Origin of the sequence: Aquabacterium sp. OR-4, assembly GCF_025290835.2 — a bacterium.
Lineage (GTDB): Bacteria > Pseudomonadota > Gammaproteobacteria > Burkholderiales > Burkholderiaceae_C > Pseudaquabacterium.
This window is the reverse complement of sequence record NZ_JAOCQD020000003.1, coordinates 432,506-459,135: the sequence shown is the minus strand read 5'-3', so window position 1 is coordinate 459,135 and position 26,630 is coordinate 432,506. Positions and strand designations below refer to the sequence as shown.

The 26,630-nt window shown below is 70.5% G+C and carries 22 protein-coding genes; 13 read left to right on the top strand and 9 right to left on the bottom strand.

Going from position 1 to position 26,630, the window contains the following annotated elements:
- Positions 1-18: 18 nt before the first annotated feature.
- The 5 genes from N4G63_RS24010 to N4G63_RS23990 are packed head-to-tail and all read right to left on the bottom strand — an operon-like array spanning position 19 to position 4,974.
- Positions 19-819 carry an ABC transporter ATP-binding protein gene (locus N4G63_RS24010; protein WP_260790144.1) on the bottom strand — a complete coding sequence of 267 codons (801 nt, stop codon included), beginning with the start codon at positions 817-819 and terminating at the stop codon, positions 19-21.
- Entirely contained in the window at positions 816-1,727 is a 912-nt protein-coding gene (locus tag N4G63_RS24005; protein ID WP_314600237.1) for an ABC transporter ATP-binding protein, read from the bottom strand. The genes N4G63_RS24010 and N4G63_RS24005 overlap by 4 nt, the downstream gene beginning before the upstream one ends.
- Positions 1,720-2,757: a branched-chain amino acid ABC transporter permease gene (locus N4G63_RS24000; RefSeq protein WP_314600236.1), complete on the bottom strand. Its 1,038-nt coding sequence runs from the start codon at positions 2,755-2,757 to the stop codon at positions 1,720-1,722. Before N4G63_RS24000 ends, N4G63_RS24005 begins: the two co-directional genes overlap by 8 nt.
- 43 nt (positions 2,758-2,800) lie before the next feature.
- Positions 2,801-3,676 carry a branched-chain amino acid ABC transporter permease gene (locus tag N4G63_RS23995; protein WP_260790142.1) on the bottom strand — a complete coding sequence of 292 codons (876 nt, stop codon included), beginning with the start codon at positions 3,674-3,676 and terminating at the stop codon, positions 2,801-2,803.
- 59 nt (positions 3,677-3,735) lie between these two features.
- Positions 3,736-4,974, bottom strand: a complete 1,239-nt coding sequence (locus N4G63_RS23990) for an amino acid ABC transporter substrate-binding protein (RefSeq protein WP_260790141.1) — start codon at positions 4,972-4,974, stop codon at positions 3,736-3,738.
- Between the two features lie 260 nt (positions 4,975-5,234).
- Here N4G63_RS23990 and N4G63_RS23985 point away from each other — a divergent pair, with 260 nt between their 5' ends.
- The 3 genes from N4G63_RS23985 (at position 5,235) to N4G63_RS23975 (ending at position 8,269) form a co-directional block, all read left to right on the top strand.
- The gene (locus N4G63_RS23985; protein ID WP_260790140.1) at positions 5,235-6,209 is read left to right on the top strand and encodes an AraC-like ligand-binding domain-containing protein; all 975 of its coding nucleotides are present in this window, start codon (positions 5,235-5,237) and stop codon (positions 6,207-6,209) included.
- A 133-nt stretch (positions 6,210-6,342) separates the two neighbouring features.
- The gene (gene gshA, locus N4G63_RS23980; RefSeq protein ID WP_260790139.1) at positions 6,343-7,902 is read left to right on the top strand and encodes a glutamate--cysteine ligase; all 1,560 of its coding nucleotides are present in this window, start codon (positions 6,343-6,345) and stop codon (positions 7,900-7,902) included.
- Between the two features lie 16 nt (positions 7,903-7,918).
- Positions 7,919-8,269 carry a hypothetical protein gene (locus N4G63_RS23975; RefSeq protein ID WP_260790138.1) on the top strand — a complete coding sequence of 117 codons (351 nt, stop codon included), beginning with the start codon at positions 7,919-7,921 and terminating at the stop codon, positions 8,267-8,269.
- A gap of 41 nt (positions 8,270-8,310) precedes the next feature.
- On the opposite strand, the gene N4G63_RS23970 is transcribed toward N4G63_RS23975, so the two are convergent.
- A complete protein-coding gene (locus N4G63_RS23970) occupies positions 8,311-9,105 on the bottom strand; it encodes a PEP-CTERM sorting domain-containing protein (protein ID WP_260790137.1) in 795 nt (264 codons plus the stop codon).
- Between the two features lie 331 nt (positions 9,106-9,436).
- Here N4G63_RS23970 and N4G63_RS23965 point away from each other — a divergent pair, with 331 nt between their 5' ends.
- Complete coding sequence (locus N4G63_RS23965; RefSeq protein ID WP_260790136.1) at positions 9,437-12,949, top strand: AAA family ATPase; 3,513 nt, start codon at positions 9,437-9,439, stop codon at positions 12,947-12,949.
- A gap of 57 nt (positions 12,950-13,006) precedes the next feature.
- Here N4G63_RS23965 and N4G63_RS23960 read toward each other — a convergent pair whose 3' ends face one another.
- Positions 13,007-13,390, bottom strand: a complete 384-nt coding sequence (locus tag N4G63_RS23960) for a hypothetical protein (RefSeq protein WP_314600235.1) — start codon at positions 13,388-13,390, stop codon at positions 13,007-13,009.
- A 299-nt stretch (positions 13,391-13,689) separates the two neighbouring features.
- On the opposite strand from N4G63_RS23960, the gene N4G63_RS23955 reads away from it, so the two are divergent.
- The 8 genes from N4G63_RS23955 to xylB all read left to right on the top strand — a co-directional run bounded on the left by N4G63_RS23955 (position 13,690) and on the right by xylB (position 22,664).
- Positions 13,690-15,006 carry an ABC transporter substrate-binding protein gene (locus N4G63_RS23955; protein ID WP_260790134.1) on the top strand — a complete coding sequence of 439 codons (1,317 nt, stop codon included), beginning with the start codon at positions 13,690-13,692 and terminating at the stop codon, positions 15,004-15,006.
- 174 nt (positions 15,007-15,180) lie between these two features.
- Complete coding sequence (locus tag N4G63_RS23950; protein ID WP_260790133.1) at positions 15,181-16,065, top strand: carbohydrate ABC transporter permease; 885 nt, start codon at positions 15,181-15,183, stop codon at positions 16,063-16,065.
- 8 nt (positions 16,066-16,073) lie between these two features.
- Complete coding sequence (locus tag N4G63_RS23945) at positions 16,074-16,907, top strand: carbohydrate ABC transporter permease (protein WP_260790132.1); 834 nt, start codon at positions 16,074-16,076, stop codon at positions 16,905-16,907.
- A 16-nt stretch (positions 16,908-16,923) separates the two neighbouring features.
- Positions 16,924-17,967 carry an ABC transporter ATP-binding protein gene (locus N4G63_RS23940; protein ID WP_260790131.1) on the top strand — a complete coding sequence of 348 codons (1,044 nt, stop codon included), beginning with the start codon at positions 16,924-16,926 and terminating at the stop codon, positions 17,965-17,967.
- Between the two features lie 13 nt (positions 17,968-17,980).
- Entirely contained in the window at positions 17,981-18,733 is a 753-nt protein-coding gene (locus N4G63_RS23935; protein ID WP_260790130.1) for an SDR family oxidoreductase, read from the top strand.
- 54 nt (positions 18,734-18,787) lie between these two features.
- Positions 18,788-20,200, top strand: a complete 1,413-nt coding sequence (dalD, locus tag N4G63_RS23930; protein ID WP_314600234.1) for a D-arabinitol 4-dehydrogenase — start codon at positions 18,788-18,790, stop codon at positions 20,198-20,200.
- A 21-nt stretch (positions 20,201-20,221) separates the two neighbouring features.
- Entirely contained in the window at positions 20,222-21,154 is a 933-nt protein-coding gene (locus N4G63_RS23925) for an AraC family transcriptional regulator (protein ID WP_260790129.1), read from the top strand.
- A gap of 16 nt (positions 21,155-21,170) precedes the next feature.
- Complete coding sequence (gene xylB, locus N4G63_RS23920; RefSeq protein ID WP_260790128.1) at positions 21,171-22,664, top strand: xylulokinase; 1,494 nt, start codon at positions 21,171-21,173, stop codon at positions 22,662-22,664.
- Positions 22,665-22,771: 107 nt separating this feature from the next.
- On the opposite strand, the gene N4G63_RS23915 is transcribed toward xylB, so the two are convergent.
- Complete coding sequence (locus N4G63_RS23915; RefSeq protein ID WP_260790127.1) at positions 22,772-23,926, bottom strand: PepSY-associated TM helix domain-containing protein; 1,155 nt, start codon at positions 23,924-23,926, stop codon at positions 22,772-22,774.
- 4 nt (positions 23,927-23,930) lie between these two features.
- Positions 23,931-24,101 carry a hypothetical protein gene (locus N4G63_RS23910; protein WP_314600233.1) on the bottom strand — a complete coding sequence of 57 codons (171 nt, stop codon included), beginning with the start codon at positions 24,099-24,101 and terminating at the stop codon, positions 23,931-23,933.
- A 266-nt stretch (positions 24,102-24,367) separates the two neighbouring features.
- On the opposite strand from N4G63_RS23910, the gene N4G63_RS23905 reads away from it, so the two are divergent.
- On the top strand, positions 24,368-26,557 hold the full coding sequence (locus N4G63_RS23905; RefSeq protein ID WP_260790126.1) for a TonB-dependent siderophore receptor: 2,190 nt from the start codon (positions 24,368-24,370) through the stop codon (positions 26,555-26,557).
- The last annotated feature ends 73 nt before the right edge of the window (positions 26,558-26,630 follow it).

Here is a 26,630-nt window from a genome sequence, read left to right as displayed (position 1 = left end):
GCCGGGCGCTGCGTGCGCTCAGGCCGCGCGGGGCTGTGGGCGCGCCAGCGGCCGCGGCGCAGCCGCGGGGGCCTCGGCCTTGCCCAGGTAGGCCTCGCGCACCACGCTCGAGCGCGCCAGCAGCCGGGCCGGGCCGCTGGCCACCAGCACGCCGCGCTCGAGCACATGGGCGCGGTCGGCCACGGCCAGCGCCTTGCGCACGTTCTGCTCCACCATCAGCACCGTGGTGCCGGCGTCGGCAATGCGCCGGGCGATGGCCAGCAGCTCGTCGACCATGCGTGGCGCCAGGCCCAGCGAGGGCTCGTCGAGCATCAGCAGGCGCGGCGCGCTCATCATTGCGCGGGCCACGGCCACCATCTGCTGCTCGCCACCGCTCATGGTGCCGGCCAGCTGCTGGGCGCGCTCGCGCAGCTTGGGAAAATTGGCAAAGCACTGCTCGAGACGCTGCGCACGCTGGGCCTTGTCGGTCAGCCAGCCGCCAAGCTCGAGGTTCTCCAGCACGCTCATCTGCGGAAACAGCTGGCGCCCTTCGGCCACCAGGGCCATGCCGGCACGCACGATGGCATCGGTGCGGCGCGGCAGGCGCACGTCGTCCAGCAGCACCCGGCCCTGACGCGGGATCAGGCCGGCCAGGGCCTTCAGCAGCGTGGTCTTGCCGGCGCCGTTGGGCCCCAGGATCACGGTCAGCCCGGGCCGCACCTCGAGCTGCAGGTCGCGCAGCACCAGGAAGTTGGCGTAACCCGCCGACAGGCCCTGCACCGACAGGTGCGCATGGCCCGTGCCGCCCAGCACGAAGGGCCGATCGCTCCAGTCCATCATGCGGCGGCCCCTGCGCTGTGGCGGTGGTTCAGGCCCTGGCCGGTGTTGTCGCTGGTGTTGTCGCCAGTGTTGTCGCCGGTCTTGTCGCGGGTCTTGTCGCGGGTCTTGTCGCCGGCCGCGCCGCCCGTCTCGTCGCCCATCTCGTCGCCCAGATAGGCCTCGATGACCTCGCGGTTGCGCACCACCTCGGCCGGCGGGCCATCGGCGATCTTGCGGCCCTGGTGCAGCACGATCACGCGCTCGACATGGCGCAGCAGCGTGGTCACCGCATGCTCGATCCACACCACGCTGAGGTCGAGCTCGTCGCGCAGGCGGCGGATCAGCTGGGCCATGGCCTCGACCTCGGCCTCGGTGAGGCCGGCCGCCACCTCGTCAAGCAGCAGCAGCCTGGGCCGCGTGGCCAGCGCCATGCCGATCTCCAGCAGGCGCTGTTGCGACGGCGTGATCGCGGCGGCAGGCAGCGCGGCCAGGTCCTGGCGCTCGCTGCCCAGGCCGATCAGCGCCAGGATGCTCTCGGGCGTGCGCAGCGCCCAGGGCACCGGCGCCTGGGCGCCCCACAGCCCCCAGCGGCGCGGGCGCCGGCCGGCAAACTGCAGGCCGAAGGCGATGTTGTCGCGCACCGTCATGTCGGCAAACACGCGCGGCGTCTGGAAGGTGCGGGCGATGCCGCGCGCGGCAAAGCGGTGCGGGCCGGCCCCGGTGAGGCGCTGGCCACCGGCGATCAGCTCGCCGCCGGTGGGCGCCACCACGCCCGAGATGGCGTTGAAGAAGGTGGTCTTGCCAGCCCCGTTGGGGCCGATGATGCCCACCAGCTCACCGGCGTGGAAGCTGGCGTCCACCGCGTCGACGGCGGTCAGCCCGCCAAAGCGCACGCTGACCGCCCGGGCCTGCAGCAGGGGCTCAGTCATCGCTGTCCTCGTCGTCATGGCCGGCGGCCCGGTTGGCGCGCTGGTTGCGCTGGTTGCGCCGGTCACGCCGCGCGCGGCGCTCGCGCAGCGCCTGGCGGCTGTGCTGCCACCAGCCCTGCAGCGTGGCCCAGCGCAGGCTGGCCAGGCCACCCGGCAGGTACAGCACGCACAGGATCAGCAGCAGGCCCAGCGACATCATGTACAGCTGCGGCACCTGCAGGCGCAGGGTCTCGGCCAGCAGGCTGAACACCACCGCGGCGATCAGCGGCCCCCACAGCGTGAGCGCGCCGCCGATCAGCGCGATCAGCACCGTCTGGAAACCGATGAAGGGGTTGAACACGGTGGGCGGGTCGATGTAGGTCCAGCGCACGCTCATCGCTGCGCCCACCGCGCCGGCAAAGGCCGCCGTCAGCGCAAAGCCCAGGGTCTTGACCCAGCGGGTGTTGACGCCCAGGGTCTGCGCGCGCTGCTCGTCGGCGCCGATGCCGGCCAGCGCCAGGCCGAAGCGCGTGCGCCGCACCACGATGCTGGTGGCCACCGCCAGCACCGCCAGCAGCAGCACGGTGAGGTAGACCGTCTCGCGCTCGGGCACCACGGTCAGCACCCGGCCCACGGTGCCGGTGACGCTTTTTTCCCAGAAGGTGATGGCGTGGCGGATCAGCTCGGTCATGCCGAAGGTCAGCACCGCGAAGTAGGTGCCGCGCAGGTGCAGCACCAGCGCGCCCATCACCAGGGCCACGGCACTGGCCACCAGCGCACCCAGCGCGATGGCGCTCCACCAGCCCACATGCTCGAGGCCCAGCGCGCTGGTGTAGGCGCCGAGGCCGAAAAACGCCGCGGTGGCCAGCGACAGGTAGCGCGAGGTGCCGCAAAACAGCGCCCAGCTCGAGGCCAGCGCCACGTACATCAGGCAGGTCAGCGCCAGCGAGGCAACAAACTCGCTGGCATGGCCGGGCAGGGCCAGGGCCCAGCCGGCCAGGCCGAACAGCACCAGGCCATCGCGCCGCAGCTCGGCTGCCGGGCGGTTCATGGGGTGGCCCGGCGCCGGGCGCGGGGCAGCTGGAGGTCGATGGTCATTTGGCGAACAGGCCCTTGGGCCGTGCCAGCAGCACGGCGATGAACACGGTGTAGGACAGCAAGGCCTTCAGCGAGGGGCTGCTGTAGTGCATGCCCACGGCCTCGACCACGCCCAGCAGCAGGCCGCCGGCCAGGGCCCCGCCCATGCTGCCGAAGCCGCCGAGGGTGATGACGATCAGCGCCGTCACGGTGTAGGGCTCGCCCATGGCCGGGCTGATGGTGTAGGCCATCGACAGCAGGCAGCCGGCCACGCCCGACAGCCCCAGGCCGATGCCGAACATCAGCGGGTGCAGGCGCCGCGTGTCGATGCCCACCAGCTGCGCGCCCACCGGCGACTGCATCAGCGCGCGCACGCCCTTGCCCAGCAGCGTGAGGCGCAGCAGCGCGATCAGCGCGCCGGCAAACAGCAGCGCCAGGGCGAACACCAGCAGCTTGTTGGCCGCGAACTGCGTGCCGGCCACCGGCAGCGCGGTGGTGGCGAAGTCGTAGCCGCGCAGCTCGCCGCCCCACACCAGGCTGACCAGGTTCTGCACCAGGAACATCAGGCCGAAGGCCACCATCAGGCCGCGGGCCTCGAAGATGTCGAGGTTGGGCGAGGTGGCGGCCAGCCGCCTGAAGCACAGCCGGTGCACCACCAGGCCCAGCGCGAACAGCAGCGCAAAGCTCAGCGGCACCATCAGCAGCGGGTGCCAGCCGAACTGGGTGTGCATCATCCAGGTGACAAAAGCGCCCAGCATCAGGAACTCGCCATGGGCGATGTTCAGGATGCGCATCAGGCCGTACTGCAGGTTCAGGCCCAGCGCCACCAGGGCGTAGATGCCGCCGGTGATGAGCCCCGACGCCAGCAACTCGAACCACGCGAGCGCGCTCATTCAACGCTCCAGCGGGCCAGCGCGGCGGCCGGGCTGCACCGTGGCGCAAGGCGGCTGGGTCATTTCCAGGCCGGCTTGGCGGCGTTGAGGGCCGCGGTGGCGCGGGCCTTGGGCCACACCACCTCGAACTCGCCGTTCTGCCACTGGCCCACGGTGCCCGGCGTGGCGGTGTTCTCGCTGCCGGTGAACCGGACCTTGCCGATGACCGTGTCGTGCTCGGTGCCGGCCACGTAGTCGCGGATGGCCTTGCGATCCAGGCCCACCTTGGCCACCGCCGCGCTCAGGATCTCGAGGCTGGCCCAGCAGTGACCGCTGGCCCAGCGGTCGGGCTCCTTGCCGGCAAACTTCTTGGTGTGGGCGTCGAAATAGGCCTTGGCGCCGGCGCTGGTCTTGCCGTTCCACGAGCCCATGCCCAGCACGCCCTCGGCGCCGGCCGGCGTCATCACGTTGCGGTAGAGCTGAAAGGCCGTGCCCACCGAGGCGTAGAAGAACTTCGGGTTGAAGCCCACCTCCTTGGCCTGCTTGCTGGCCAGGATGGTGTCGGGCGGGTAGGTGAAGCCGATGAAGGCGTCGGGGTTCTTGTCCTTGATGCTGCGCAGCACCGGGCTCAAGTCCTTCACGCCACCCGGGTAGCTCTTGTCCTCGACCAGGCTGATGCCCGAGCCCTGCAGCGCCACCTTCAGCGCGGCGTAGTTCTCGAGGCCGAACAGGTCGTCCACGTAGATGCAGGCCACGCTCTTCACGCCGTTGGCCTTGAGCATGTCCACCAGCGCCTGGGTCATCGGCGCCGGCTGCTGCAGCAGCAGGAAGAAGTAGGGCAGCTTCATCTCCACCAGGCGCCGGCTCAGCGCGGTGGGCGCCAGGAACGGGTAGCCGAAGCGGTTGGCCAGCGGTGCCACCGCGAAGTTGGCATTGCTGCCCCAGGGCGGCAGCACCAGGTCGACCTTGTCGCTGCCCATCAGCTTTTCGTAGGTGCGCACGCAGGTCTCGACCTCGCTGCGGTCGTCAAAGCTGATCAGCTCGATCGGCCGCTTCTGGCCGCCCACGCTGAGGCCGCCGGCCGCGTTCTGCTGCTCGGCCCACAGCAGGTAGTTGGGCTCCTGGCTGACCTGGGCGCCGCCGGTCCAGGGGCCGGTGCGGGCGATGGCATAACCCACCCGCACCGGCTTGGCCTGGGCGATGGCCGGAAAGGCCAGCGACGCGGCAGCCGCTGCCGCGCCCTGCAGCGCCGTGCGGCGGCTGACGCACTCGGGGCGGCTGGGGCTGGCTTCAGGGGCCGGGGAGCGTGGGTCGGACATCGGAGGTCTCCTCTCGTGTGGCTGCAGTGGCGGGTGGCCCGGCTGGGGGCCACCGGTGGGCAGCTGCACTGTAGGCAGGGCCGTGCGCCGCTGCTGTGCCGCCACTACCGGCCGGCTTGCCGATTTGTGCAAGCGGGGTCAGGAGTTTCCCGATCCCCTGGCGGTCAAACCGGGCTCGGGGCTTACCCGATCCCGGGTTCGCCGAGCGGCGAATGCCCCCCGGCTGCCGATAATCCGCCGCCACGCAAGGAGGCGACACGATGGGACAACGCAGCACCGCGATGGACACCGACCAAGTCAGTCCGGATGACCGCGTGCCCTACTGGACCGACTGGATCGACCGCCTGTTTCACGGCCTGCGCTCCGACCTGTACGGCGACACCCGCTTCGACGGCCGCATCGCCACCGCGCAGGCCGGCGACGTGGTGCTCAGCCGGCTCGACAGCAACCGCCACCGCGTGATGCGCTCGGCCGACCAGGCGCGCCACGGCGGCGAGGCCCACCTGAAGATCGTGGCGCCCTACGAGGGCTGTGCCGGCGTGGGCCAGAAGGGCCGCCAGGCCTGGGTGACGCCGGGCGAGTGGAGCATCTACGACACCACCGACACCTATGCCGTCGACAACCCGGTGCGCGTGGAGCACCTGATCGTGATGGTGCCCAAGGCCCAGCTGGCCGAGCGCGGCCTGGCCATCGACGAGCTGATGGCGCGCCGCATGGGCGGCGACGGCGGCATCGCCCGGGTGGCGCTGGAGACCATGCGCAGTGCCTGGCGCGAGCTGCCCGGCATGGCGCCCGACGCGGCCCGCGGCCTGGGCGAGATGATCACCCACTGCGTGCACCTGTCGCTGCTGGAGCTGGCCGGCCGCAGCACCGCGGTGAGCCAGCGCGAGGCGCTGCGCGAGCGCATCAAGCAGCATGTGCTGCGCCACCTGGGCGACCCAGGCTTGAGCGGCGAGCGCATTGCCAGCGCGCTGGGCGTGAGCCGGCGCGCGCTGTACAACGCCTTTGCCGACGAGGCCGACGGCGTGGCCGGCTTCGTGCAGGCGCGGCGCATCGAGGCCTGCCGCGCCGCCTTCGACGATGCCCGCCTGAGCGAGCGCTCGATCACCGACATCGCGCTGGCCTTCGGCTTCTCCAACCTCAGCCACTTCAGCCGCGTGTTCCGCGCCCGCACCGGCCTGGCACCCAGCGCCTACCGCGCCGCGGCAGCGGCCATCCACCAGGCGCAGCGCTGACCGGCGGCGGGCCGGGGCCGCCCGGTTGCCGCATGGTGAAATTTCGCCCTATCACGTTTCGCATCAGCCTGTTGCCTGCAGCCGTCATCGGCCTCTGCTACCGTACCGCCCCGACAGACGAGAGGAGACCGCCATGACCGCATTGACCAGGCGCCTGCGTGCGCTCAGCCCGGCCCAGCTGGCCGGCATGCGGCGCGGGCTCGAGAAGGAAAGCCTGCGCGCCCTGCCCAACGGCGCGCTGGCCCTCACGCCGCACCCGGCCGCGCTCGGCTCGGCGCTGACCCATCCGCACATCACCACCGACTACAGCGAGAGCCAGGTCGAGCTGATCACCGGCGTGCACGGCTCGGCCGAAAGCTGTCTGGACGAGCTGACCCAGCTGCACCAGGCCGTGTACCACGCGCTGGGCCAGGGCCCCGAGGCCGAGCGCCTGTGGGTGGGCAGCATGCCGTGCGAGCTGCCCACCGACGAGACCATTCCGCTGGGCCGCTACGGCAGCAGCCACATCGGCCGCGCCAAGAGCGTCTACCGCATGGGCCTGGGCCACCGCTACGGCCGGCGCATGCAGACCATCTCGGGCATTCACTACAACTGGTCGCTGCCGGGGCTCGACAACGACCAGCACCTGGGCCTGATCCGCAACTTCCGCCGCCATGCCTTCGTGCTGCTGACGCTGTTTGGCGCCAGCCCGGCCGTGTGCGCCAGCTTCGTGGCCGGCCGCCAGCACACCCTGCTGCCGGTGCCCGGCACCGGCGGCCACACCATGCACATGCCGCACGCCACCTCGCTGCGCATGGGCCGCCTGGGCTACCAGAGCGACGCGCAGGCCTCGCTGGCGGTCAGCTACAACAGCCTGGAGAGCTACGCCAACTCGCTGCACGGCGCGCTCACCACGCCCTATCCGCTGTACGAGGCCGTGGGCGTGCGCAACCCGGGTGGTGATTACAACCAGCTCAGCACCAGCCTGCTGCAGATCGAGAACGAGTTCTACGGCCTGATCCGGCCCAAGCGCGTGATCCGCTCGGGCGAGCGCCCGCTGCATGCGCTGCGCCAGCGCGGCGTCGAGTACATCGAGGTGCGCTGCATGGATCTCGACCCCTTCGTGCCGGTGGGCATCGAGGCCGGCACCATGCGCTTTCTCGACATCTTCCTGCTGCACTGCCTGCTGGCCGACAGCCCGCCCGACAGCCCCGACGAGATTGCCGCGCTGGGCCGCAACCAGCACCGCACCGCGGCCCGCGGCCGCGAGCCGGGCCTGCTGCTCGAGCGCGACGGCGACGTCATCACCCTCAACGACTGGGCCATCGAGCTGCTGGGCGAATGCGCGCCCATCGCCGAGGCACTCGACACCGCCCACGGCGGCCACCACTACCGCGACGCGCTGGCCGGCGCCCACGCCAGCCTGGCCGCGCCCGACACGCTGCCCTCGGCCCGTGTGCTGGCGCAGATGCAGGCCGATTTCGACGGCAGCTTCAATGCCCTGGCCCGCGCGCAAAGCGAGGCCACCCGCGCCCGCCTGCTGGCCTTGCCCTACCCCGAGCCACTGGCCCAGCGCCTGGCCGCCATGGCCGAAGCCTCGCGCGCCGAGCAGCGCCGCATCGAGGCCGCCGACACCCAACCCTTCGAGCCCTGGCGCCAGGCCTACCTGGATCCGGCCACGCTGGAGGTGATGGCGCAGGCGCAGGCCGCGTGAAGGGCAGCCCGCGAACGTGAGCGACACCGCCCCAGAACGCTGGGCCATCGACGCCGGCGATGCCGGCGAAGCCCTGCTCGACATTCCGCCCGACGCCCACCGCGACCGCCGCTTCGAGGTGGCCGTCGCACTCACCGTGCGCTGCCCGGCCGAACTGCACGGCGCCTGGCACGAACTGCAGATCCTGGCCAACGGCCACCAGCAATGGCGCCGCCGCATCGACAGCAGCAACCCCGGCCAGACCGACGGCCTGGACTACCGCTTTGCCCGCACCGTGCCGCTGGGCGAACCGCTGCGCGTGCTGGCCAAGGTGGCGGTGCGCGGGGTCGGGCGGGAGCGGGTGGTGATCGAGGCGGAAGAGCTTTGACGGATCGGGCAGTCGATTCCGTTTCGACGCCCGTTCGACGTTCAACGGGTGGCGCGCCGCCTGATCCGGCGCTGGCTGGCAACCGACCAGGACAGTGTGGCCAAGCCGCCGAGCATCAGCGCCCACTGGCCGGGCTCTGGAACCGCGGCCAGGTTCGACGCCACATCGTGCTTCAGGTTGTTGATGGACATGCCGTTGGGATCTGAATTCCAGAGCGAGACACCTCGGATCTCGCGGCTGGTACTGAAGAAACCGAGGTAGCTCTTGTCCGCTGCCCGAATGGCCAGGCTGTTGATCAGTGAGCCGTCCTGCCGGAAGAAGGCAAAGTTCAGAAAACCGCCATTCATCCCGATGACCTGTAGACCGAACTGGGACTGGTCAGACGAGAACAGGAAGGACATGGCGCCTTCGCCGACGCCGCCGATGGATGACGGGCCCTTGAAGCCAACCCCCGACAAGACACTGTCGAAGCTGAAAGTGGCGAGATCGGTCACTCGGTACAGCGCGGCGTAGAGGTTCTCGCCCGGTGCGCCCGCAACCAGTTGCAAGGGCCTGCCCGGCGCGTCCGACAGCACGTCGAAATCGCCCGAAGGCGACACCGTCTGTCCCGCGAAGTGCTCCGCAATGGCCACCCCCTGGCTGTAGACGATGCCGTCGACCGCCCTGTTCGAAGCCACTGGATTCGTGATGTCGACGCCGGTGATCAACTCGTCGAAACTGACCACGTGCTTGCCAGAGATGGCCCCGTAGCTGCTCACCGCAACACCGGCATGGGCCGGTGTGACGCAGGCCACGGCGGCAACTGACAAGGCCCAGTTGGCGGCCCATCGGTTCATCATGCTTTTTCGCTCCCTTTGTGCTTGTGGCTGGTGGACTGGACTGTGTCGTTCTCAAAAAAGCGGGGCGTGCCGGCATGCCCGGCCACCTGCCGGAGCGGCGCGCAAGGTCTGATCCGCCCGGCCGCTGGGGTTCACCACAGCGGCCGGGCGGCCAGCCTTCCTCCCTTTGTGCCCTGGGGTCGGCCAGAACCGCGCTCTGACCCGCCATCCTGTCCGCCCTGCCTGTTGACCTGACTGTCCGCAGCGTGCGTGACTGCCGCGTTAGATTCGGGGCATCCGAACAGGGGGGAGTGCGACCTTGGGAGTTGCAAACCGATCGGCACCACAGATGCCGAGGCTGGTGCTGCTGGGCGCGCCGGCCGTGGTCTTGAGCGATGGCCAGCGGGTGTCACTCGAGCGGCACGACGCCGCGCTGCTGGCGCTGCTGGTGCTGGATGGCCCGCAGGCGCGGCAGGATGTGGCGGCGCTGCTGTGGCCCGAGGTACCGCAGGCCAAGGCCATGAGCAGCCTGCGCCAGCGCCTGTTCCGGCTGCGCCGCGCGGTGGGCCAGGCCGTGGTCAGTGACGATGGGCCGCTGCAGCTGGCCGATGGCGTGGCGCACGATCTGCACGCCATGGCCGATCAGGACGACGCCGCGGCCTCGCCGTCGGAGTTCTCGCTGCTGGCCGGCCACCATCACCCGCCTGGCGAGGCGCTGAGCGAGCGCCTGCAGGCGCTGCGAGACCGCTGGCTGCACGCACGCCTGGCGGCACTTGAGGCGCGCGCCGACGCACTGCAGGCGCAGGGTGAGCTGGCCGCGGCCCTGCGCATCGCCCAGCGCCTGCGTGCGGCCCAGCCGGCCAGCGAGCGCGCGGCGCGGCGCTGCATGCAGCTGCTCTACCTGCTGGGCGATCGCGGCCAGGCAATGGCCGAGTACGAGCGTTGCCGGGCGCACCTGCGCACCCATCTGGGGCTGGCCCCCGATGACGAAACCGAGCAACTGGCGCGGCTGGTCACGTCGGCGCGCCTGCCCGGACGGGCCGACGCCAGCGCGGCCACGCCGGCAGTGGCCTTGCTGCGGCCGCCGCGGCTGGTGGGGCGTGATGCGCTGTGGGCCCGGCTGCAGGCCGCTGCCCATGCCCGGCTGCCGGTGCTGGTGCGCGGTGAGCCGGGCATCGGCAAGAGCCGGCTGGTGGGCGACTTCGGCCGCAGTCATGCCCGTGCGCTGATCCTGCGCCCGCTGCCCGAGACCCGGCATCTGCCGTATGCACTGGCGCAGGCCTGGCTGGAGGCCTGGCGCGCGCTGGGCCTGGCCATGCCCCTGGCTGGCACGGTCACCCAGACCCTGGCGCTGGTGGCGCCACCGCAGTGGGGTTGGGGCCCGGTGCTGCCCGGTGCCGAACAGCCGCAGCGACTGGCCCGTGCGATGGCCGATCTGCTGGCGCCTTGGGCGCAACGCGGCGATGCCTGCCTGGTGGTGGACGATCTGCAATGGGCCGATGCGCCGTCGCTGGCCCTGCTGCTGGACTGGCTGGATCTGGCTGCCGGCACCGACGCAGCGATTCGGCTGCCCGATGGCAGCGGCGCATCGCCCACAGCGCCGGTGCCGCAACCGGCGCTGCTGCCGCACCCTGCGCCGCTGCCGCACCCTGCGCCGCCGGTGGTGCTGGCCGTGCGGTCGCAATCCGTGCCTGCGGCGCTCAGCCGCTGGTTGCTGGCGCGCCAGCCGGCGCCCGGCGCTGGCCTGGCTGCGCAGGGCCGCGGTGACGCCGATGGGCCGGCCGCCCCGGTGGCCAGCGCGCCGGTGCTCGAGCTGGAGCTGGGCCCGCTGGATGCCGCGGGTCTGGGCGACTTGCTGGCCAGTCTGCAACCCGGCACGGCGCCGGCCGCCGCCGATGCCCAGGCCCTGCTGCGCCGCACCGGCGGGCATCCGTACATCGTGCTCGAGCTGTTGCGACAGGGGCCGCAGGGGCGCATGCCGGCGGTGCGGCAGGGCGCCACCGGCGGCGATACCGAACTCGATCTGCGACTGCGCGCCCTGCTGGTGCGCCGTGTCGGCCATCTGCCGCCGCTGGCGCAGCGCCTGCTGCAGGTGCTGGCGCTGGCCGGCGGCGTTTTGGCTGACGCCGAGGCCAGGCAGGCCAGCGGCCTGGACGGGCCGGATCTGGCCGCGGCCCGCCACCAACTGGAGGCGGCCCAGCTGCTCGACGACGACGGCCGTGCCTTCGACGTGGTGGCCGAGGCCGTGCAAAGTGATCTGCCCACGGCGCTGGCGCGGCGCCTGCACCTGCGCCTGGCCCAGGCGCTGGCCGATGCCGCGGCACCGCCCGAGCGCGTGGCGCTGCACTGGGCCGCCGCCGCTTGCTGGGCTGAGGCTGCGCAGGCCTACCGCGCCGCGGCGCAGGCCGCGCACCTGCGCGGCCGCCTGCAGCAGGCGCTGGCGTTTCACGACGCCGCGGCCGACGCCGCGGCACAGGCCGGCGAGCCCGAGGCGCAGTGGACCGATCTGCACCGCGGCCTGGCGGTGGCGCTGTTGCTGGACACCGACCAGGGCCTGCACCAGCGCATCGCCCGCCTCGCCGCGCTGGCGCGCAACGACCAGCAGCATCTGCGGGTCGCCCTGGCGCAGGCCCGCGCCGCCCTCAACGCCTCGGATGGGGATGCGGCGCTGCCGGTGGCCGAGCGGGCCCTGGTGCTGGCCCGGCAGCTGGCCGATGCCGCGGCCGAACTCAGGGCCGCGGGCTGGCTGGGCCTGGCCCAGGTGATGAACGGGCGCTTGGCGCCGGGCCTGGCGCTGCTGCGCGGCATGGTCGGCCGGATCGAGGCCGTGGCCGACCCTCGTGCACGGCTGGATTTTTTCGGCGCCCACGGCTATGCGCTGCACCAGGCGGGCGACTATGCGGGCGCCTTGCAGGCCTTCGAGCAGACGCTGCGGCTGGCCGAATCGCTGGGTGAGCTGGGCGAGGCGCTCGAGCAGGCCAACAACCGCATGATCTGTCTGGGCTCGCTGGGCCAGCGCGATGCGGCGCTGCGGGCCGGCGAGCACATGCTGGTGCTGTGGCAGCGTCTGGGCCGGCCCGAGAGCGTGTCGGCCATGTCGGGCATGGTGCAGCTGGCCGCGCTGTATGCGGCCCGCGGGCGCTTTGCCGAGGCCATCGAGCGCCTGCAATCGGCGCTGGCGGTGTGGCGCCAAAGCGGGCCGGCGGCCTGGCGCATCATCACCGAGCACCGTCTGGCCGTGGTTTGTCTGCGCCTGGGCCAGCACACCCGCGCGCTGCAGGTGCTGACGCCGCTGGGCGATGACGACGATGCCGGCCGCGCCGCGATGCGGGTGATGGTGGCGTGCCGCATTGCGCACCAGCGCGGCGATGCGGTGCTGCCGCAGCTGCGGCTTGCGCTCACCGAGTTCGCGCCGCGCTTGTCGGCCATGGACCGGCGTGCGCTGCAACTGCTGCTGGCGGCCCACCTGCCGGCCGACGAGGGCCTGGCGCTGTCAGCGCAGGTGGCTGAGGAGGCCCTGGCCGCGGCCGATCTGCCAGCGCACCGCCATGCGCTGGCGCGTCTGGCGCATTGCTGCGCACGCGTGGGCCAGCCTGAGCGCGCGCAGGCCCTGGCCGCCGAGGCCTGGGGGCAGGGCGGCGAGCCGGCCCTGCTGGATCTGGATCACAGCAGCTACTGCTGGCTGGTGCACGAAGCGGCTGCCGCGGGCGGTGATGCCACGCTGGCCGCCGCAGCGCAAGCCGAAGGCTGCCGCTGGATCCAGACCGCCTTGCCGCATGTGCCCGAGGCGTATCGCGACAGTTTCCTGCACCGCAACCCGGTGCATCGCGGCCTGATGCTGGGTGTTCCGGTGGCAGGTTGAAGCGCCGCGCGACGGCGCTGCTCGCGCACTGCGCGGCTGAACGACCGCAGGGCTGAGCTACTGTGCCAGCGGCCCATCGGGCCGCAGCACGCGCCCGGCGGCCAGGTAGCGCAGCACGAAGACGCGGGTCTCGGCGTTGGTGTACTCGTGCGTGGACAGGGCCAGCAGCGTGTCGCTGCTGCGCCAGATCAGGTGGCGCTGCACGTACTCGGCGTTGTAGCGGTCGGTGGCGCGCTGCCAGCCGTGCATCTCGGTGGCCACCCACACCGCGCAGGCGGCCAGGCAGGCGAGTGCGGTGTCCACGTCCATCACCCGCAGCACCACCAGCGTGAACACCAGCAGCACCAGCAGCGGTGCTGTGCCCACCGCCAGCACAGTGCGGGGCAGGGCGGGTGGCGAGTAGGTCGCCAGCGTGCTGTGGGCGGGGGGGATGTGGGCCATGGCCAGGCCAGTGTGCCGGCGCGGGCACCGGGCCACTGGGCTGAAAACGGCGGGCTTGTCCGCACAGTTCAGCCGCCGCAGCGCCGTCGCGGTGAACGTACAGCCCGCAACAGGCAATACGTTTTTGCTCATGAATCAGGAAAACCCTAGGTTTTTGACGCAGGAAAGTATCAATCATGCCCGCCGAAGTACCAATTCGCGCGGGCTGTCGGCCTATCGTTGCGCCCTGCCGACGGTGCCCGTGAAAGCGCCGCAGCGATCCACCCCTGGTCCCCGCCCCTTCTGAGGAGACACATTCCATGAAGCTGTCCAAGCTGTCGTTTGCCGTGGCCTTCGGCCTGGCCTCCCTGGCCGCCAGCGGCGTGCACGCCGCCACCGAGCTGGTCATCGCCACCGTGAACAACGGCCACATGATCGAGATGCAGAAGCTGGCCAAGAACTTCGAGGCCGCCAACCCCGACATCAAGCTCAAGTGGGTCACGCTCGAGGAAGGCGTGCTGCGCCAGCGCGTCACCACCGACATCGCCACCAAGGGCGGCCAGTTCGACATCATGACCATCGGCATGTACGAGGCGCCGATCTGGGGCAAGAAGGGCTGGCTGCAAGAGCTCAAGACCGACGCAGCCTACGACGTCGACGACCTGCTGCCCGCCATCCGCAACGGCCTGTCCATCGACGGCAAGCTGTTCGCCGCGCCGTTCTACGGCGAAAGCAGCATGCTGATGTACCGCAAGGACCTGGCCGACAAGGCCGGCGTCAAGGTGGCCGACAAGCCCACCTGGGACGAGATTGCCGAGCTGGCCAAGAAGATCCACGACCCCAAGGCCGGCGTGTACGGCATCTGCCTGCGCGGCAAGCCGGGCTGGGGCGACAACATGGCCTTCCTGAGCACCCTGGTCAACACCTACGGCGGCCAGTGGTTCGACATGCAGTGGAAGCCGCAGGTCGACAGCAAGCCCTGGAAGGACGCCATCACCTTCTACGTCGACCTGCTGAAGAACTACGGCCCCCCGGGCTCGGCCGGCAACAGCTTCAACGAGATCCTGTCGCTCTACAACGCCGGCAAGTGCGGCATGTGGATCGACGCCACCATCGCCGCCAGCTTCATCACCGACCCCAAGCAGAGCAAGGTGGCCGACAAGGTGGCCTTTGCCAACGCGCCGACCAAGGTCACGCCCAAGGGCGCCAACTGGCTGTGGAGCTGGAACCTGGCCATTCCCGCCGGCTCGAAGAAGTCCGCCGAGGCGCAGAAGTTCATCCAGTGGGCCACCAGCAAGGACTACATCCAGCTGGTTGCCAAGACCAATGGCTGGGCCAATGTGCCCACCGGCACGCGCAAGAGCACCTACGCTTCGCCTGAGTTCCTGAAGGCCGCCAAGTTTGCCGCCGCCGAGAAGGCCGCCATCGACAGCGCCAACCCGACCGACAGCACCCTGCCCAAGAGCCCGTACGTGGGCGTGCAGTTCGCGGCCATCCCCGAGTTCCAGGCCATCGGCCTGTCGGTGGGCCAGCAGATGAGCGCCGCCTTGGCGGGCAAGAGCACGGTGGACGCCGCGCTGAAGGCCGGCCAGGCCAGTGCTGAGCGCGAGATGAAGAAGGCCGGCTACTACAAGTAAGCATTCATCCGGCTACTGCGCGGGCCGATCCGGGCGCGGAGCTTCTCGCCGTACGGGTGTACGGCTGCGATGCTGCGCACCCACCTCGGCCCGCTCGCTACGCCGGCTGAACGCTTCCTTCTCGCCCGCGACGCAGCGCGTCGCGGGGCTCGCGCCTTTCAAGCGGATCGTTCGATGTCACTCCCCGCCACCCAAGCCGCACCCCGCCTGATCCCGCGCCTGCTGCAGGCGCCGGCCGTCGTCACGCTCTTCCTGTGGATGATCGTGCCGCTGGTGATGACGCTGTACTTCAGCACCATCCGCTACAACCTGATGCAGCCCGAGCAGAGCGGCTTCATCGGGCTCGAGAACTACCACTACTTCATCACCGATCCGTCCTTCGGCACGGCGGTGCTGAACACGCTGCTGCTGATCGGCAGCGTCATCGCCATCAGCGTGGTCGGCGGCGTGGCCCTGGCGCTGCTGGTCAACGAGCCCTTTGCCGGCCGCGGCATCGTGCGCATGCTGCTGATCAGCCCGTTCTTCGTGATGCCCACGGTGAACGCGCTGATGTGGAAGCACATGATGATGAACCCGATCTACGGCGTGTTCGCCCAGATCGCGCAGTGGTTCGGCGCCACGCCCATCGACTTCATGGCCGACTGGCCGATGACCGCGGTGGTCATCATGGTCTCGTGGCAGTGGCTGCCCTTTGCCTGCCTGATCTTCATCACCGCGCTGCAAAGCCTGGACCGCGAGCAGATGGAAGCCGCGCGCATGGACGGCGCCAGCTGGCTGGACCAGCTGCGCCACCTGGTGCTGCCGCACCTGGCCCGGCCGGTGGCCGTGGTGGTGATGATCGAGATGATCTTCCTGCTGTCGGTGTTTGCCGAGATCTTCACCACCACCGGTGGCGGCCCCGGCGATGCCAGCACCAACGTGGCCTTCCTGATCTTCAAGCAGGCGCTGCTGAACTTCGACGCCGGCGTGGCCAGTGCCGGGGCCCTGTTTGCGGTGGTGCTGGCCAATGTGGTGGCCATCTTCCTGGTGCGCCTGATCGGCAAGAGCCTCGACAAGTGAGCCCAAGCATGTCTACCCGTCCCGTCCCGTTCAACTGGCTGCAGGCCCTGCGCACCGTGGTGGCGTGGGGGCTGTCGCTGCTGTATGTCTTTCCGCTGATCTTCCTGTTCATCACCGCGTTCAAGACCGAGCTGCAGGCCATCGAGGTGCCCACGCTGTGGTGGTTTGCGCCCACGCTCGAGGCCTTTCACGAGGTGCAGGAGCGCAGCGACTACCTGCAGTTCGCCAAGAACTCGGTCATCACCAGCGTGGGCTCCACCCTGCTGGGCCTGCTGCTGGCCGCACCGGCGGCCTATGCGATGGCGTTCTTCCCGACCCAGCGCACCAAGGACGTGCTGATGTGGATGCTGTCCACCAAGTTCATGCCCGCGGTCGGCGCGCTGGTGCCGGTGTACGTGATGGCGCAGAAGACCCATCTGCTCGACAGCACGCTGGGCCTGACCATCGTGTTTGCGCTGTCCAACCTGCCGATCATGGTGTGGATGCTGTACTCGCACTTCAAGGAGATCCCGCACGAGATCCTGGAAGCCGCGCGCATGGACGGCGCCGGCCTGTGGGGCGAGTTCCGCCATGTGCTGGTGCCGCTGGGCATGGGCGGCCTGGCCTCCACCGGCCTGCTGTGCCTGGTGCTGAGCTGGAACGAGGCCTTCTGGAGCCTCAACCTCTCGGGCGCCAATGCCGGCACGCTGGCCGCACTGATCGCCAGCTACTCCAGCCCCGAGGGCCTGTTCTGGGCCAAGCTGTCGGCGGCCTCGCTGCTGGCCATCGCGCCCATCGTGGTGTTCGGCTGGTTCAGTCAGAAGCAGCTGGTTCAAGGCCTCACCTTTGGTGCCGTCAAGTAAACGCGGAGACATACACATGGCATTCCTGCAACTCCAGGGCATCCACAAGCGCTTCGGCCCGGTGCACACCATCAAGGGCGTCGATCTGAGCATCGAGCGCGGCGAGTTCGTGGTCTTCGTCGGGCCCTCGGGCTGCGGCAAGAGCACGCTGCTGCGGCTGATTGCCGGGCTCGAGCGCATCGACGAAGGCAGCCTGGTGCTCGACGGCCGCGACATCACCGACGTGCCCAGCAGCAAGCGCGACCTGGCCATGGTGTTCCAGAGTTATGCGCTGTACCCGCACATGACGGTGGAAGACAACATGAGCTTCGCGCTGCGCCTGGCCAAGGCCGATGCGGCCGAGGTGCGCAAGAAGGTCGACCGCGCCGCCGAGATCCTGAACCTGGGCCCCTACCTCAAGCGCCTGCCCAAGGAGCTGTCGGGCGGCCAGCGCCAGCGCGTGGCCATCGGCCGCGCCATCGTGCGCTCGCCCAAGGTGTTCTTGTTCGACGAGCCGCTGTCCAACCTCGACGCCGCGCTGCGCGGCCAGACCCGGGTCGAGATCGCCAAGCTGCACCGCGAGCTGGGCGCCACCACCATCTACGTCACCCACGACCAGGTCGAGGCCATGACCCTGGCCGACCGCGTGGTGGTGCTGAAGGACGGCCTGGTCGAGCAGGTGGGTTCGCCGCTCGCGCTGTACGACCGCCCGGCCAACCGCTTCGTGGCGCAGTTCATCGGCACGCCGCAGATGAACGTGGTGCCGCTGCAGCAGACGCCGCAGCTGCTGCAGAGCGAGGCCCCGGCCGCGGCCGCCGGCGGCTCGGTGGGCCTGCGGCCCGAAAGCATCGTGGTGCAGGCCGCCGGCAGCACGCCGGTGGAAGCCAGCGTGGAGCTGATCGAAGCCCTGGGCGCCGAGACCCTGGTGTATGCGCGCACGCCCGCCGGCGCACAGTTTGCCGCGCGCCAGAACAGCCGCAGCACGCTGCGCCCCGGCGAGCGCGTGAGCCTCACGCTCGACACCCGCCAGGCGCACTGGTTCGACACCGCCGGCCGCGTGGTGGCCGGCGCGTCCCGCTGAAGGGGCCGCACGCATGAACCAAGCCAAACTGCCCGCCCAGGGCCTGCCGCTGCAGGGCCAGGTGGCGGCCATCACCGGTGCGGCCTCGGGCATCGGCCTGGCCAGCGCGCAGGCGCTGGCCGCCGCCGGCGCGCGCGTGGTGCTGGTCGACCGCGACCAAGCTGCGCTGGCCCGCGCCTGCGGCCAGATCGGCGAGGCCGCGCTGCCGCTGGTGCTCGACCTGCTGGACGCGGCGCAGTGCCAGAGCCTGCTGCAGCGTGTGCTGGCGCTGGCCGGCGGCCTGCACATCCTGCATGCCAATGCCGGGCTGTATGTGGGTGGCGATCTGGTCGATGCCGACCCCGACGCCATCGACCGCATGCTGAACCTGAACGTCAACGTGGTGATGAAGAACGTGCACAACGTGCTGCCGCACTTCATCGCCCAGGGCGTGGGCGACATCATCGTCACCAGTTCGCTGGCGGCGCACTTTCCCACCCCGTGGGAGCCGGTGTACGCCTCGTCCAAGTGGGCGGTGAACTGCTTCGTGCAGACCGTGCGCCGCCAGGTGTTCAAGCATGGCATTCGCGTGGGCGCCATCTCGCCGGGCCCGGTGATCACCTCGCTGCTGGCCGACTGGCCGGCCGAGAAGCTGGCCGAGGCCAAGGCCAACGGCAGCCTGGTCGAGGCGTCCGAGGTGGCCGAGGTGCTGCTGTTCATGCTCACCCGCCCGCGCGGCATGACCATCCGCGACGTGGTGATGATGCCCAGCAACTTCGACCTCTGAGCCCCCGCCCTTCCGTGCTGTTTTTCTTCGTTGCCTGACCATCAAGGCCCGACCATGTTCACGATACTCCACCTCGGCCTGGGTTCGTTCCACCGCGCCCACCAGGCCCTCTACATCCACCAGCTGCGCGAGGCCGGCGACACCGGCTGGCAGCTGGCCGGCGGCAACCTGCGCCCCGACATGGCCGACGTGATCGCCGCGCTGCAGGCCCAGGGCGGCGCCTACACGCTCGAGACCGTCACGCCGCAGGGCGAGCGCAGCTACACGCGCATCACCTCGATCCGCCAGGTCATCGGCTACCAGCCGGATCTGGCGCCGCTGATCGCCGTGGGCGCGCAGGCCGACACGCGCATCGTGTCATTCACCGTCACCGAGGCCGGCTACTACCTCGATGCGAAGAACCAGCTCGACTGGGCCGGCTTCCCCGAGCTGCAGGCCGACCTCGAGGCGGTGCGCGCCGGCCAGGTGAGCGCCAGCGGCCACACGGTCTACGGCGCGCTGGTGCGCCTGCTGCGCGCGCGCATGGCGGCCGGCGCCGGCCCGCTCACGCTGCTCAACTGCGACAACCTGCGCCACAACGGTGACCGCTCGCGCAGCGGCCTGCTGCAGTTCATCGCCGCCTTGGGCGATGCCGCGCTGCAGGCCTGGGTGGAGGCCCACACCAGCAGCCCCAACGCCATGGTCGACCGCATCACGCCGCGGCCCACGCCCGAGGTGGCGGCGCGTGTGAAGGCCGCCACCGGCGTGGACGACGCGGCCGCGCTGATGGGCGAGAGCTTCATCCAGTGGGTGATCGAAGACCGCTTCATCGCCGGCCGGCCCGCATGGGAGACCGTGGGCGTGGAGATGGTGGCCTCGGTGCAGGCCTACGAAGAAGCCAAGATCCGCCTGCTCAACGCCACGCACAGCTGCATCGCCTGGGCCGGCACGCTGGCCGGCTACCGCTACATCCACGAAGGCACGCACGACGCCGAGATCCGCCAGCTGGCCTACGACTACGTCACCGACGACACGATTCCCGTGCTCGACACGCCCGAGCACCCGTGCCCGCTGAACCTGCCCGCCTACCGCGACGTGGTGCTCGACCGCTTCGGCAACCCGGCGATCCAGGACACCAACCAGCGCGTGGCGATGGACGGCTTCAGCAAGATCCCCGGCTTCATCGCGCCCACCATCCGCGAGCGCCTGGCGCGCGGCGAGGGCATTGCCAGCGTCAGCATGCTGCCGGCGCTGTACCTGGCCTACCTGCAGCGCTGGCATGCCGGCGCGCTGCCCTACAGCTACCAGGACCAGGCCATGGACCCGGCCGTGGCCCATGCCCTGTGCGACGCGGCCGACCCGGTGGCCGCCTTTGCCACCGACCGCACGCTGTGGGGCGACCTGGCCGCCGATGCGCGCCTGGTGGCCGCGCTGCGCACGGCCCACGCCCGCGTGCTCGACTTCGTGGCGCGCCGCAGCGCCGGCTGATTGCCGGCCCGCGCCCCAGCCATGTCGGTCAAGCCCGGTCTGCCCCGCGACATCCGGCCCGAGCTGGAGCACGAGCATGCGCGCTCGCCCGACCTGGGCTACGAGTCGTCCAGCGACGTCGGCTTCGTGCGCTGCCTGTCGCACGGATTTCCCACGCCGCTGGCGCGCTGGCACTACCACGACGAGTACGAGCTGCACCTGATCACCAGCACCAGCGGCAAGGTGTTCGTGGGCGACTGGATCGGCCCCTTCGGCCCCGGCCAGCTGGTGCTCACCGGCCCGCGCCTGCCGCACAACTGGGTGAGCCTGGATGTGCCCGAAGGCGGCGTCGAGCAGCGCGACCTGGTGATCCAGTTCTCGCACGAGCCGCTGGCCCGGGCGGCCGACACCATTCCCGAGCTGCGCGAGGTGCTGCCGCTGCTCGAGCGCGCCAAGAACGGCATCGAGTTCTTCGGCCTGTCGGAGCGGGCCACCACCCACTGGCAGCGCGTGAAGACCTCGCGCGGCCTGCGCCGCATCACCGCCTTCTGCGACTACCTGGCCGACCTGGCCGCCTGCACCGATTACCGGCTGCTGTCGAGCGTGCAGCTGCAAAGCGATGGCGACGATGCCTCGATCGCGCAGATCCATGCCGTGGTCAGCCGCATCACCGACAACATCGCCGAGCCCATCACGCTGGCCGGCGTGGCCGCCGAGCTGGGCATGAGCGAGAGCCGCTTCTCGCGCTTTTTTCGCCGCGCCACCGGCAACACCTTTGTCGACTTCGTCAACCGCGTGCGCATCCACCGCGCCTGCCAGCTGCTGATGGAGAGCGACCGCCTCATCACCCACATCTGCTACGAGGTGGGATTCAACAACGTGGCCAACTTCAACCGGCGCTTTCTCGAGGTCAAGGGCATGACGCCCAGCGACTTCCGCAAGCAGTCGGCCAACCGTTTCTCCGGCTCGACATAGAGCACCCGGCTCCACCATGTACCTCGGCATCGACCTCGGCACCTCCGAAATCAAGCTGCTGCTGCTGGCCAACGATCAGCGCATCGTCGCCACCACCGGCGCGCCGCTGACGCTGCAACGCCCGCAGCCGCTGTGGAGCGAGCAGCAACCGGCTGACTGGTGGGCGGCGCTGGATGCGGCGATGGCCCAGCTGAAGCGACAGGTGCCGCAGGCCTTGGGCGATGTGCGCGCCATCGGCCTGTCGGGCCAGATGCACGGCGCCGTTCTGCTGGATGCCGCGGGCCAGGTGCTGCGCCCGGCCATCCTGTGGAACGACGGCCGCAGCGGCGCCGAGTGCGCCGCGCTGGAGGCCGCCGTGCCGGCGCTGCACCAGATCGCCGGCAACCTGGCCATGCCCGGCTTCACCGCGCCCAAGCTGATGTGGGTGCGCCGGCACGAGCCCGAGCTGTTTGCCCGCGTGGCCACCGTGCTGCTGCCCAAGGACTGGCTGCGCTTCAAGCTGAGCGGTGGCGGCATCGGCAGCGAGGGCGAGAAGGCCAGCGACGCCAGCGACGCCTCGGGCACGCTGTGGCTCGACGTGGCCGCGCGCCGCTGGAGCCCCACCGTGCTGGCCGCCTGCGGCCTTGCCGAGGCGCAGATGCCGCGCGTGGTGGAAGGCAGCGACGTGGCCGGCCACCTGCACGAGACGCTGGCCCGCCGCTGGGGCCTGCCGGCGGGCATTGCGATCGCCGGCGGCGGGGGCGACAACGCCGCCAGCGCGGTGGGCATTGGCGCCACGGCGCCGGGGCAGGGCTTCGTGTCGCTGGGCACCAGTGGCGTGATCTTCGTCACCGGCAGCCGCTACCGGCCCAACCCGCCGGCCGCGGTACATGCCTTCTGCCATGCCTTGCCCGGCCGCTGGCACCAGATGAGCGTGATGCTCTCGGCCGCCAGCGCGCTGCGCTGGACCAAGGACGCCACCGGCGCCGCCAGCGAAGCCGCGCTGGTGGCCGAGGCCGAGGCCTTGAGCCCCGCCGAGCGCGAGCGTGCGCCGATCTTTCTGCCCTACCTGGGCGGCGAGCGCACGCCGCACAACAACCCCGAGGCGCAGGCCGCGTTCATCGGCCTGACCCATGCCCATGGCCGCGGCCACCTGGCCCAGGCGGTGCTGGAAGGCGTGAGCTTCGGCCTGCTGGACGGCTGGTTTGCGCTGGATGCCGACGAGCGCGCGCGGGTCCAGTCGCTGTCACTGGTGGGTGGCGGTGCGCGCAGCGCGCACTGGGCGCGGCTGCTGGCCACGCTGATCGACCGCCCGCTGCTGCTGCGCGAGGGCGGCGAGACCGGCGCCGCGCTGGGCGCCGCGCGCCTGGCCTGGCTGGCTGAGCAGGGCCTGCGGGCCGACGAGGCCGCCATCTGCGCCGCGGCCCCGGTGCGCCAGGCCCATGAGCCGGTGCCGGCCTGGCGCGAGGCGCTGCTGGCGCGTTACGCACGCTTCAGGCAGCTGTATCCACGGCTGAACGGCCCGCGCTGAGACGCACTGCGGGCACGCACCGCGGCCGGCTCAGCCCCGCCGGGCCGCCCCAAGGGGCCGAGGGCCCCCTCGGGGGGCCGGAGCGCAGCGACGTTGGGGGCGCCAACTCAGCCCGCCGCCGAGCTGAGCCCGGTGTCCGGTGACTGAACGGCCGCCTGCTTCTGGTCGGCGCGGCGGCGAACCCACAGGTACAGGCCGCTGCCCAGCACCACCAGGGTGGCGATGTCGAGCAAGGCCCACAGCAGCTTCATCGGCAGGCCGCCGTAGTCGCCAAAGTGCAGCGGCTGCGACAGCAGCAGGGCGGTCAGGTACCAGGGCAGCTGGGGCGAGGCCGTGACCTTGGCGGTGCGCGCATCCACCAGCACCGGCTGCATCAGCTTGGAGGTGAGCGGCGTATTGCCCTGCATGAAGAAGGTGACATGGTGCGGGCTGGAGAAGGCGGTGCCCGGAAACGCCGCGAAGGCCATGCGCTTGTCGGGCGTGTGGGCGCGCGCGGCATCGAGTGCGGCCTGCATCGGCGCGCGCTCGGCCTCGGCCACCAGGGCCTGGCCCTGGTAGGGCGCCAGCAGCGCGCTCAGCTCGCTGTACTGCCAGTACTTCACCAGCAGGTCGGTCCAGGTGTTGATCACGCCGGTGAAGCCCACCACCAGCGCCCACACCAGGGTCACGATGCCCAGCAGGTTGTGCAGGTCCAGCCACTTCAGGCGCGGCGAGCGGTCGCGGCGCACCGCGCCGAACTCGAGCTTGCGCATGAAGGGCGCGTACAGCACCACGCCCGAGACGATGGCGATCACCAGCAGCAGGCCCATGAAGCCCAGGAACAGCTTGCCGGGCAGATCGGCAAACAGGTCGACGTGCAGGCGCAGCATCCAGTACATGAAGCCTTCGCTGGTGCGCGCGTCGCGCAGCACCTGGGCGTTGCGGCCATCCACGGCAAGCGACTTGTAGTCGTCGGTGGGGGCCGGCGTGGGCGTCAGCGTCACATGCCACAGCAGCGGGTTCTCCTCGTCGGCCGAGGCGTACTGCAGCACGCGCTGCGGGTACTTGGCGCGCGCCGCGGCCAGCACCGTGTCGAAGCTGGCCGGCGGGCCGCTGTGGGCCAGCGCGGGCAGTTCCACCTCGTCACCGCTGAGGTGCTCGATCTCGTGATGAAAGATCAGCGGCAGACCGGTCAGGCACAGCAGCAGCATGAACACGGTGCAGACCAGGCTGCTCCAGGTGTGCAGCCACGACCACACGCGCAGGGCTTTGGGCGAGGGCATGGCTTTAGCGTCCTGTCAGCGAGAAGCGGGTCATCACGGCCACCGGCACACCCAGCGCCAGCCAGGACCAGGCATCGCCCCAGCCATCGGACACCAGCGCGCTGAGCAGGCCGGTGGCGGTGAGCAGACCCAGCGCGACCGGCCAGGTCCAGACGCGGCGGAATTCTTCGGACATGCGGACTCCATGGCGCGGCCGAACCCTGCAGCCGGCGACGCCCAGTGTGGTGAATATGCTCATTATGAATGAGAACCCTTCCTATTGCGATTAAGATTTCGCCGTTGATCCACCGCCTGGCGCACCGGTGCTGCCGGGCCGGCCGGATCGCTTCACTCCAGCGGCGGCTTGGCCGGGGCGGTGGGGCACGGCACCGGGTGCCGTGCTTGCCGCGCCCCGGCGGGCACCGTGATGCCATCTCCCACGCAATTCAAGGAAGTACCCCCATGTCCCGCAATCCGGCGCTCAGCGCCTGCGCCTTTGCCGCCGCCCTGGTGTTTCTGCCCGCCCATGGCCAGAGCCAGCCCGCCGTTGCCACCACCGACAGCGCGCCGCCGGCGCCGGCGGCGCAGGCCAGCACCACCGCAACAGCCAGCACCACGCCCGCCAGCGGCCAGGCGGTGGTGATCACCGGCAAGCGCGCGCAGCGCATTTCGAAGGGCGCCACGGGCCTGCCGCTGACGATCAAGGACACGCCGCAATCGGTGAGCACGGTCGACAAGGAGGAGCTCAGCGACTTCGGCCTCGACGGCGCCAACGACGCGCTGAGCCTGGTCACCGGCGTCAACGTCGAGCAGTACGAGACCAACCGCGCCACCTACAACGCGCGCGGCTTCGACATCCAGTCCACCCAGCTCGACGGCCTGGGCATGACCAACTCCTGGGGCACCGTGGTGGGCCAGCAGGACACCTTCCTGTTCGAGCGCATCGAGGTCATCCGCGGCGCCAACGGCCTGCTCACCGGCGTGGGCAATTCGTCGGGCACGATCAACTACGTGCGCAAGCGCCCCACCAACACCGACCAGGGCACGATCGGCCTGACGCTGGGCTCGTACAACAAGAAGCGCCTCACGCTCGACCTGAACCGGCGCCTGTCCGACGACGGCCGCTGGGCCGGCCGCCTGGTGGTGGCGCACGACGACAAGGATTCGTACCTGCGCGCGCTGCATGACAAGCGCACCAGCATCTACGGCGTGATCGACGGCCAGATCGGCAGCAACGGCACGCTGACGCTGGGCTTCAGCCACCAGGACATGAAGCAGAAGTCACCGATGTGGGGCTCGCTGACGCTGAACTACACCAACGGCAGCCGCGCCAACTTCGACCGCTCGGCCTCCACCTCGCAAGACTGGACCTACTGGAACACCCGCACCAACAGCGGCTTCATCGAGTACACCCACAGCCTGAGCGAGAACTGGGAGCTGAAGGCCACCTACAACGTGCGGCGCACCGAGGAGGCCACCCGCCTGCTCTACGCCTACACCAACGGTGGCGGCCTGAACGCCGACAACACCGGCCTGGTCGGCTGGGCCTACACCTCGTACTCGCCCAGCGACAGCGAGATCCTGGATGTCAACCTGAACGGGCGCTTCAGCCTCTTCGGACGCAAGCACCAGTTGCTGGCCGGCCTGAGCCATGCCACCGACGAGTTCACCACCGACACCCGGGCCGCCGTCGTCGGCAACTTCCTCGCCTTGCCGGCCTTCCCGTATGCCGGCAACGTCTATGCCGAGCCCACCTGGGGCGCGGCCGAGCCGGCCACCGCCGGCAAGCAGGTGCTGACCCGCCTGTACCTGGCCTCGCGCCTGAACCTGGCCGATGGCCTGCACGCCATCACCGGCCTGAACGCGGTGCGCCTGCAGCGCGAGGGCAGCTCGCGCTACGGCAACACGCCGGCCACGGTGTACCCCGACACCAGCAAGGTCAGCCCCTACCTGGGCCTGAGCTACGAGATCACGCCCGACATCTCGGCCTATGCCTCGTACTCCAGCATCTTCCAGAACCAGGAGCAGGTTGACTTCGGCGGCGAGTACCTGGCGCCGATGAAGGGCCTGAACCACGAGATCGGTGTCAAGGCCGAGTGGCTGGACAAGAAGCTGTTGACCACGCTGGCCGTGTACGGCGCCAAGCAAAGCGGCCTGGCCGCCTTTGCCGGCACCTTCCCGACCGACACCGACCCCAACACCACCCGCGACGGCACCTACTACTACACGCCGGTCGACGCCAAGTCCTCGGGCTGGGAGTTCGAGGCCATGGGCCGCGTGGGCGAGGGCGTCAAGCTGGCCGCCGGCATTGCGCGGGTCGAGATCGAAGGCATCAACGGCTACCAGGTCGGCACGCTGTGGGTGCCCAAGACCACCGCCCACGTGCGTGCCGAAAGCAAGCTGCCGCTGCTGCCAGGCCTGCGCGCCGGTGCATCGCTGCGCTGGCAAAGCGAGGTGCAGGGCAGCAGCGGCGTGCGCCAGACGGCCTACACCCTGGTGGACGCGTTCGCCGCCTACGAGTTCGATGCCAGCACCAGCGTGCGCTTGAACGTCAAGAACCTGCTCGACAAGACCTATGTGCGCGGCCTGCAGTACGGCGCCATCTATGGCGCGCCGCGCAACTACCAGCTCAGCCTGCAGCACAAGTTCTGAGCGCAGGCCAGGCCAGGCCAGGCCCGCCGCCCGTGCCCGCCATCGGCGGCGCGGCGGCGCGGCGCGCGGCCTG

Coding starts and splice junctions, on each gene's coding strand:
- N4G63_RS23945 (WP_260790132.1), top strand. CDS start 16,074: ATGTCTACCCGTCCCGTCCCGTTCAACTGGCTGCAGGCCCTGCGCACC.
- xylB (WP_260790128.1), top strand. CDS start 21,171: ATGTACCTCGGCATCGACCTCGGCACCTCCGAAATCAAGCTGCTGCTG.
- N4G63_RS24010 (WP_260790144.1), bottom strand. CDS start 819: ATGATGGACTGGAGCGATCGGCCCTTCGTGCTGGGCGGCACGGGCCAT.
- N4G63_RS23915 (WP_260790127.1), bottom strand. CDS start 23,926: ATGCCCTCGCCCAAAGCCCTGCGCGTGTGGTCGTGGCTGCACACCTGG.
- N4G63_RS23955 (WP_260790134.1), top strand. CDS start 13,690: ATGAAGCTGTCCAAGCTGTCGTTTGCCGTGGCCTTCGGCCTGGCCTCC.
- N4G63_RS23970 (WP_260790137.1), bottom strand. CDS start 9,105: ATGAACCGATGGGCCGCCAACTGGGCCTTGTCAGTTGCCGCCGTGGCC.
- N4G63_RS23910 (WP_314600233.1), bottom strand. CDS start 24,101: ATGTCCGAAGAATTCCGCCGCGTCTGGACCTGGCCGGTCGCGCTGGGT.
- N4G63_RS23995 (WP_260790142.1), bottom strand. CDS start 3,676: ATGAGCGCGCTCGCGTGGTTCGAGTTGCTGGCGTCGGGGCTCATCACC.
- N4G63_RS23925 (WP_260790129.1), top strand. CDS start 20,222: ATGTCGGTCAAGCCCGGTCTGCCCCGCGACATCCGGCCCGAGCTGGAG.
- N4G63_RS23965 (WP_260790136.1), top strand. CDS start 9,437: ATGCCGAGGCTGGTGCTGCTGGGCGCGCCGGCCGTGGTCTTGAGCGAT.
- N4G63_RS23960 (WP_314600235.1), bottom strand. CDS start 13,390: ATGGCCCACATCCCCCCCGCCCACAGCACGCTGGCGACCTACTCGCCA.
- N4G63_RS24000 (WP_314600236.1), bottom strand. CDS start 2,757: ATGAACCGCCCGGCAGCCGAGCTGCGGCGCGATGGCCTGGTGCTGTTC.
- N4G63_RS23985 (WP_260790140.1), top strand. CDS start 5,235: ATGGGACAACGCAGCACCGCGATGGACACCGACCAAGTCAGTCCGGAT.
- dalD (WP_314600234.1), top strand. CDS start 18,788: ATGTTCACGATACTCCACCTCGGCCTGGGTTCGTTCCACCGCGCCCAC.
- N4G63_RS23940 (WP_260790131.1), top strand. CDS start 16,924: ATGGCATTCCTGCAACTCCAGGGCATCCACAAGCGCTTCGGCCCGGTG.
- gshA (WP_260790139.1), top strand. CDS start 6,343: ATGACCGCATTGACCAGGCGCCTGCGTGCGCTCAGCCCGGCCCAGCTG.
- N4G63_RS23990 (WP_260790141.1), bottom strand. CDS start 4,974: ATGTCCGACCCACGCTCCCCGGCCCCTGAAGCCAGCCCCAGCCGCCCC.
- N4G63_RS23950 (WP_260790133.1), top strand. CDS start 15,181: ATGTCACTCCCCGCCACCCAAGCCGCACCCCGCCTGATCCCGCGCCTG.
- N4G63_RS23905 (WP_260790126.1), top strand. CDS start 24,368: ATGTCCCGCAATCCGGCGCTCAGCGCCTGCGCCTTTGCCGCCGCCCTG.
- N4G63_RS24005 (WP_314600237.1), bottom strand. CDS start 1,727: ATGACTGAGCCCCTGCTGCAGGCCCGGGCGGTCAGCGTGCGCTTTGGC.
- N4G63_RS23935 (WP_260790130.1), top strand. CDS start 17,981: ATGAACCAAGCCAAACTGCCCGCCCAGGGCCTGCCGCTGCAGGGCCAG.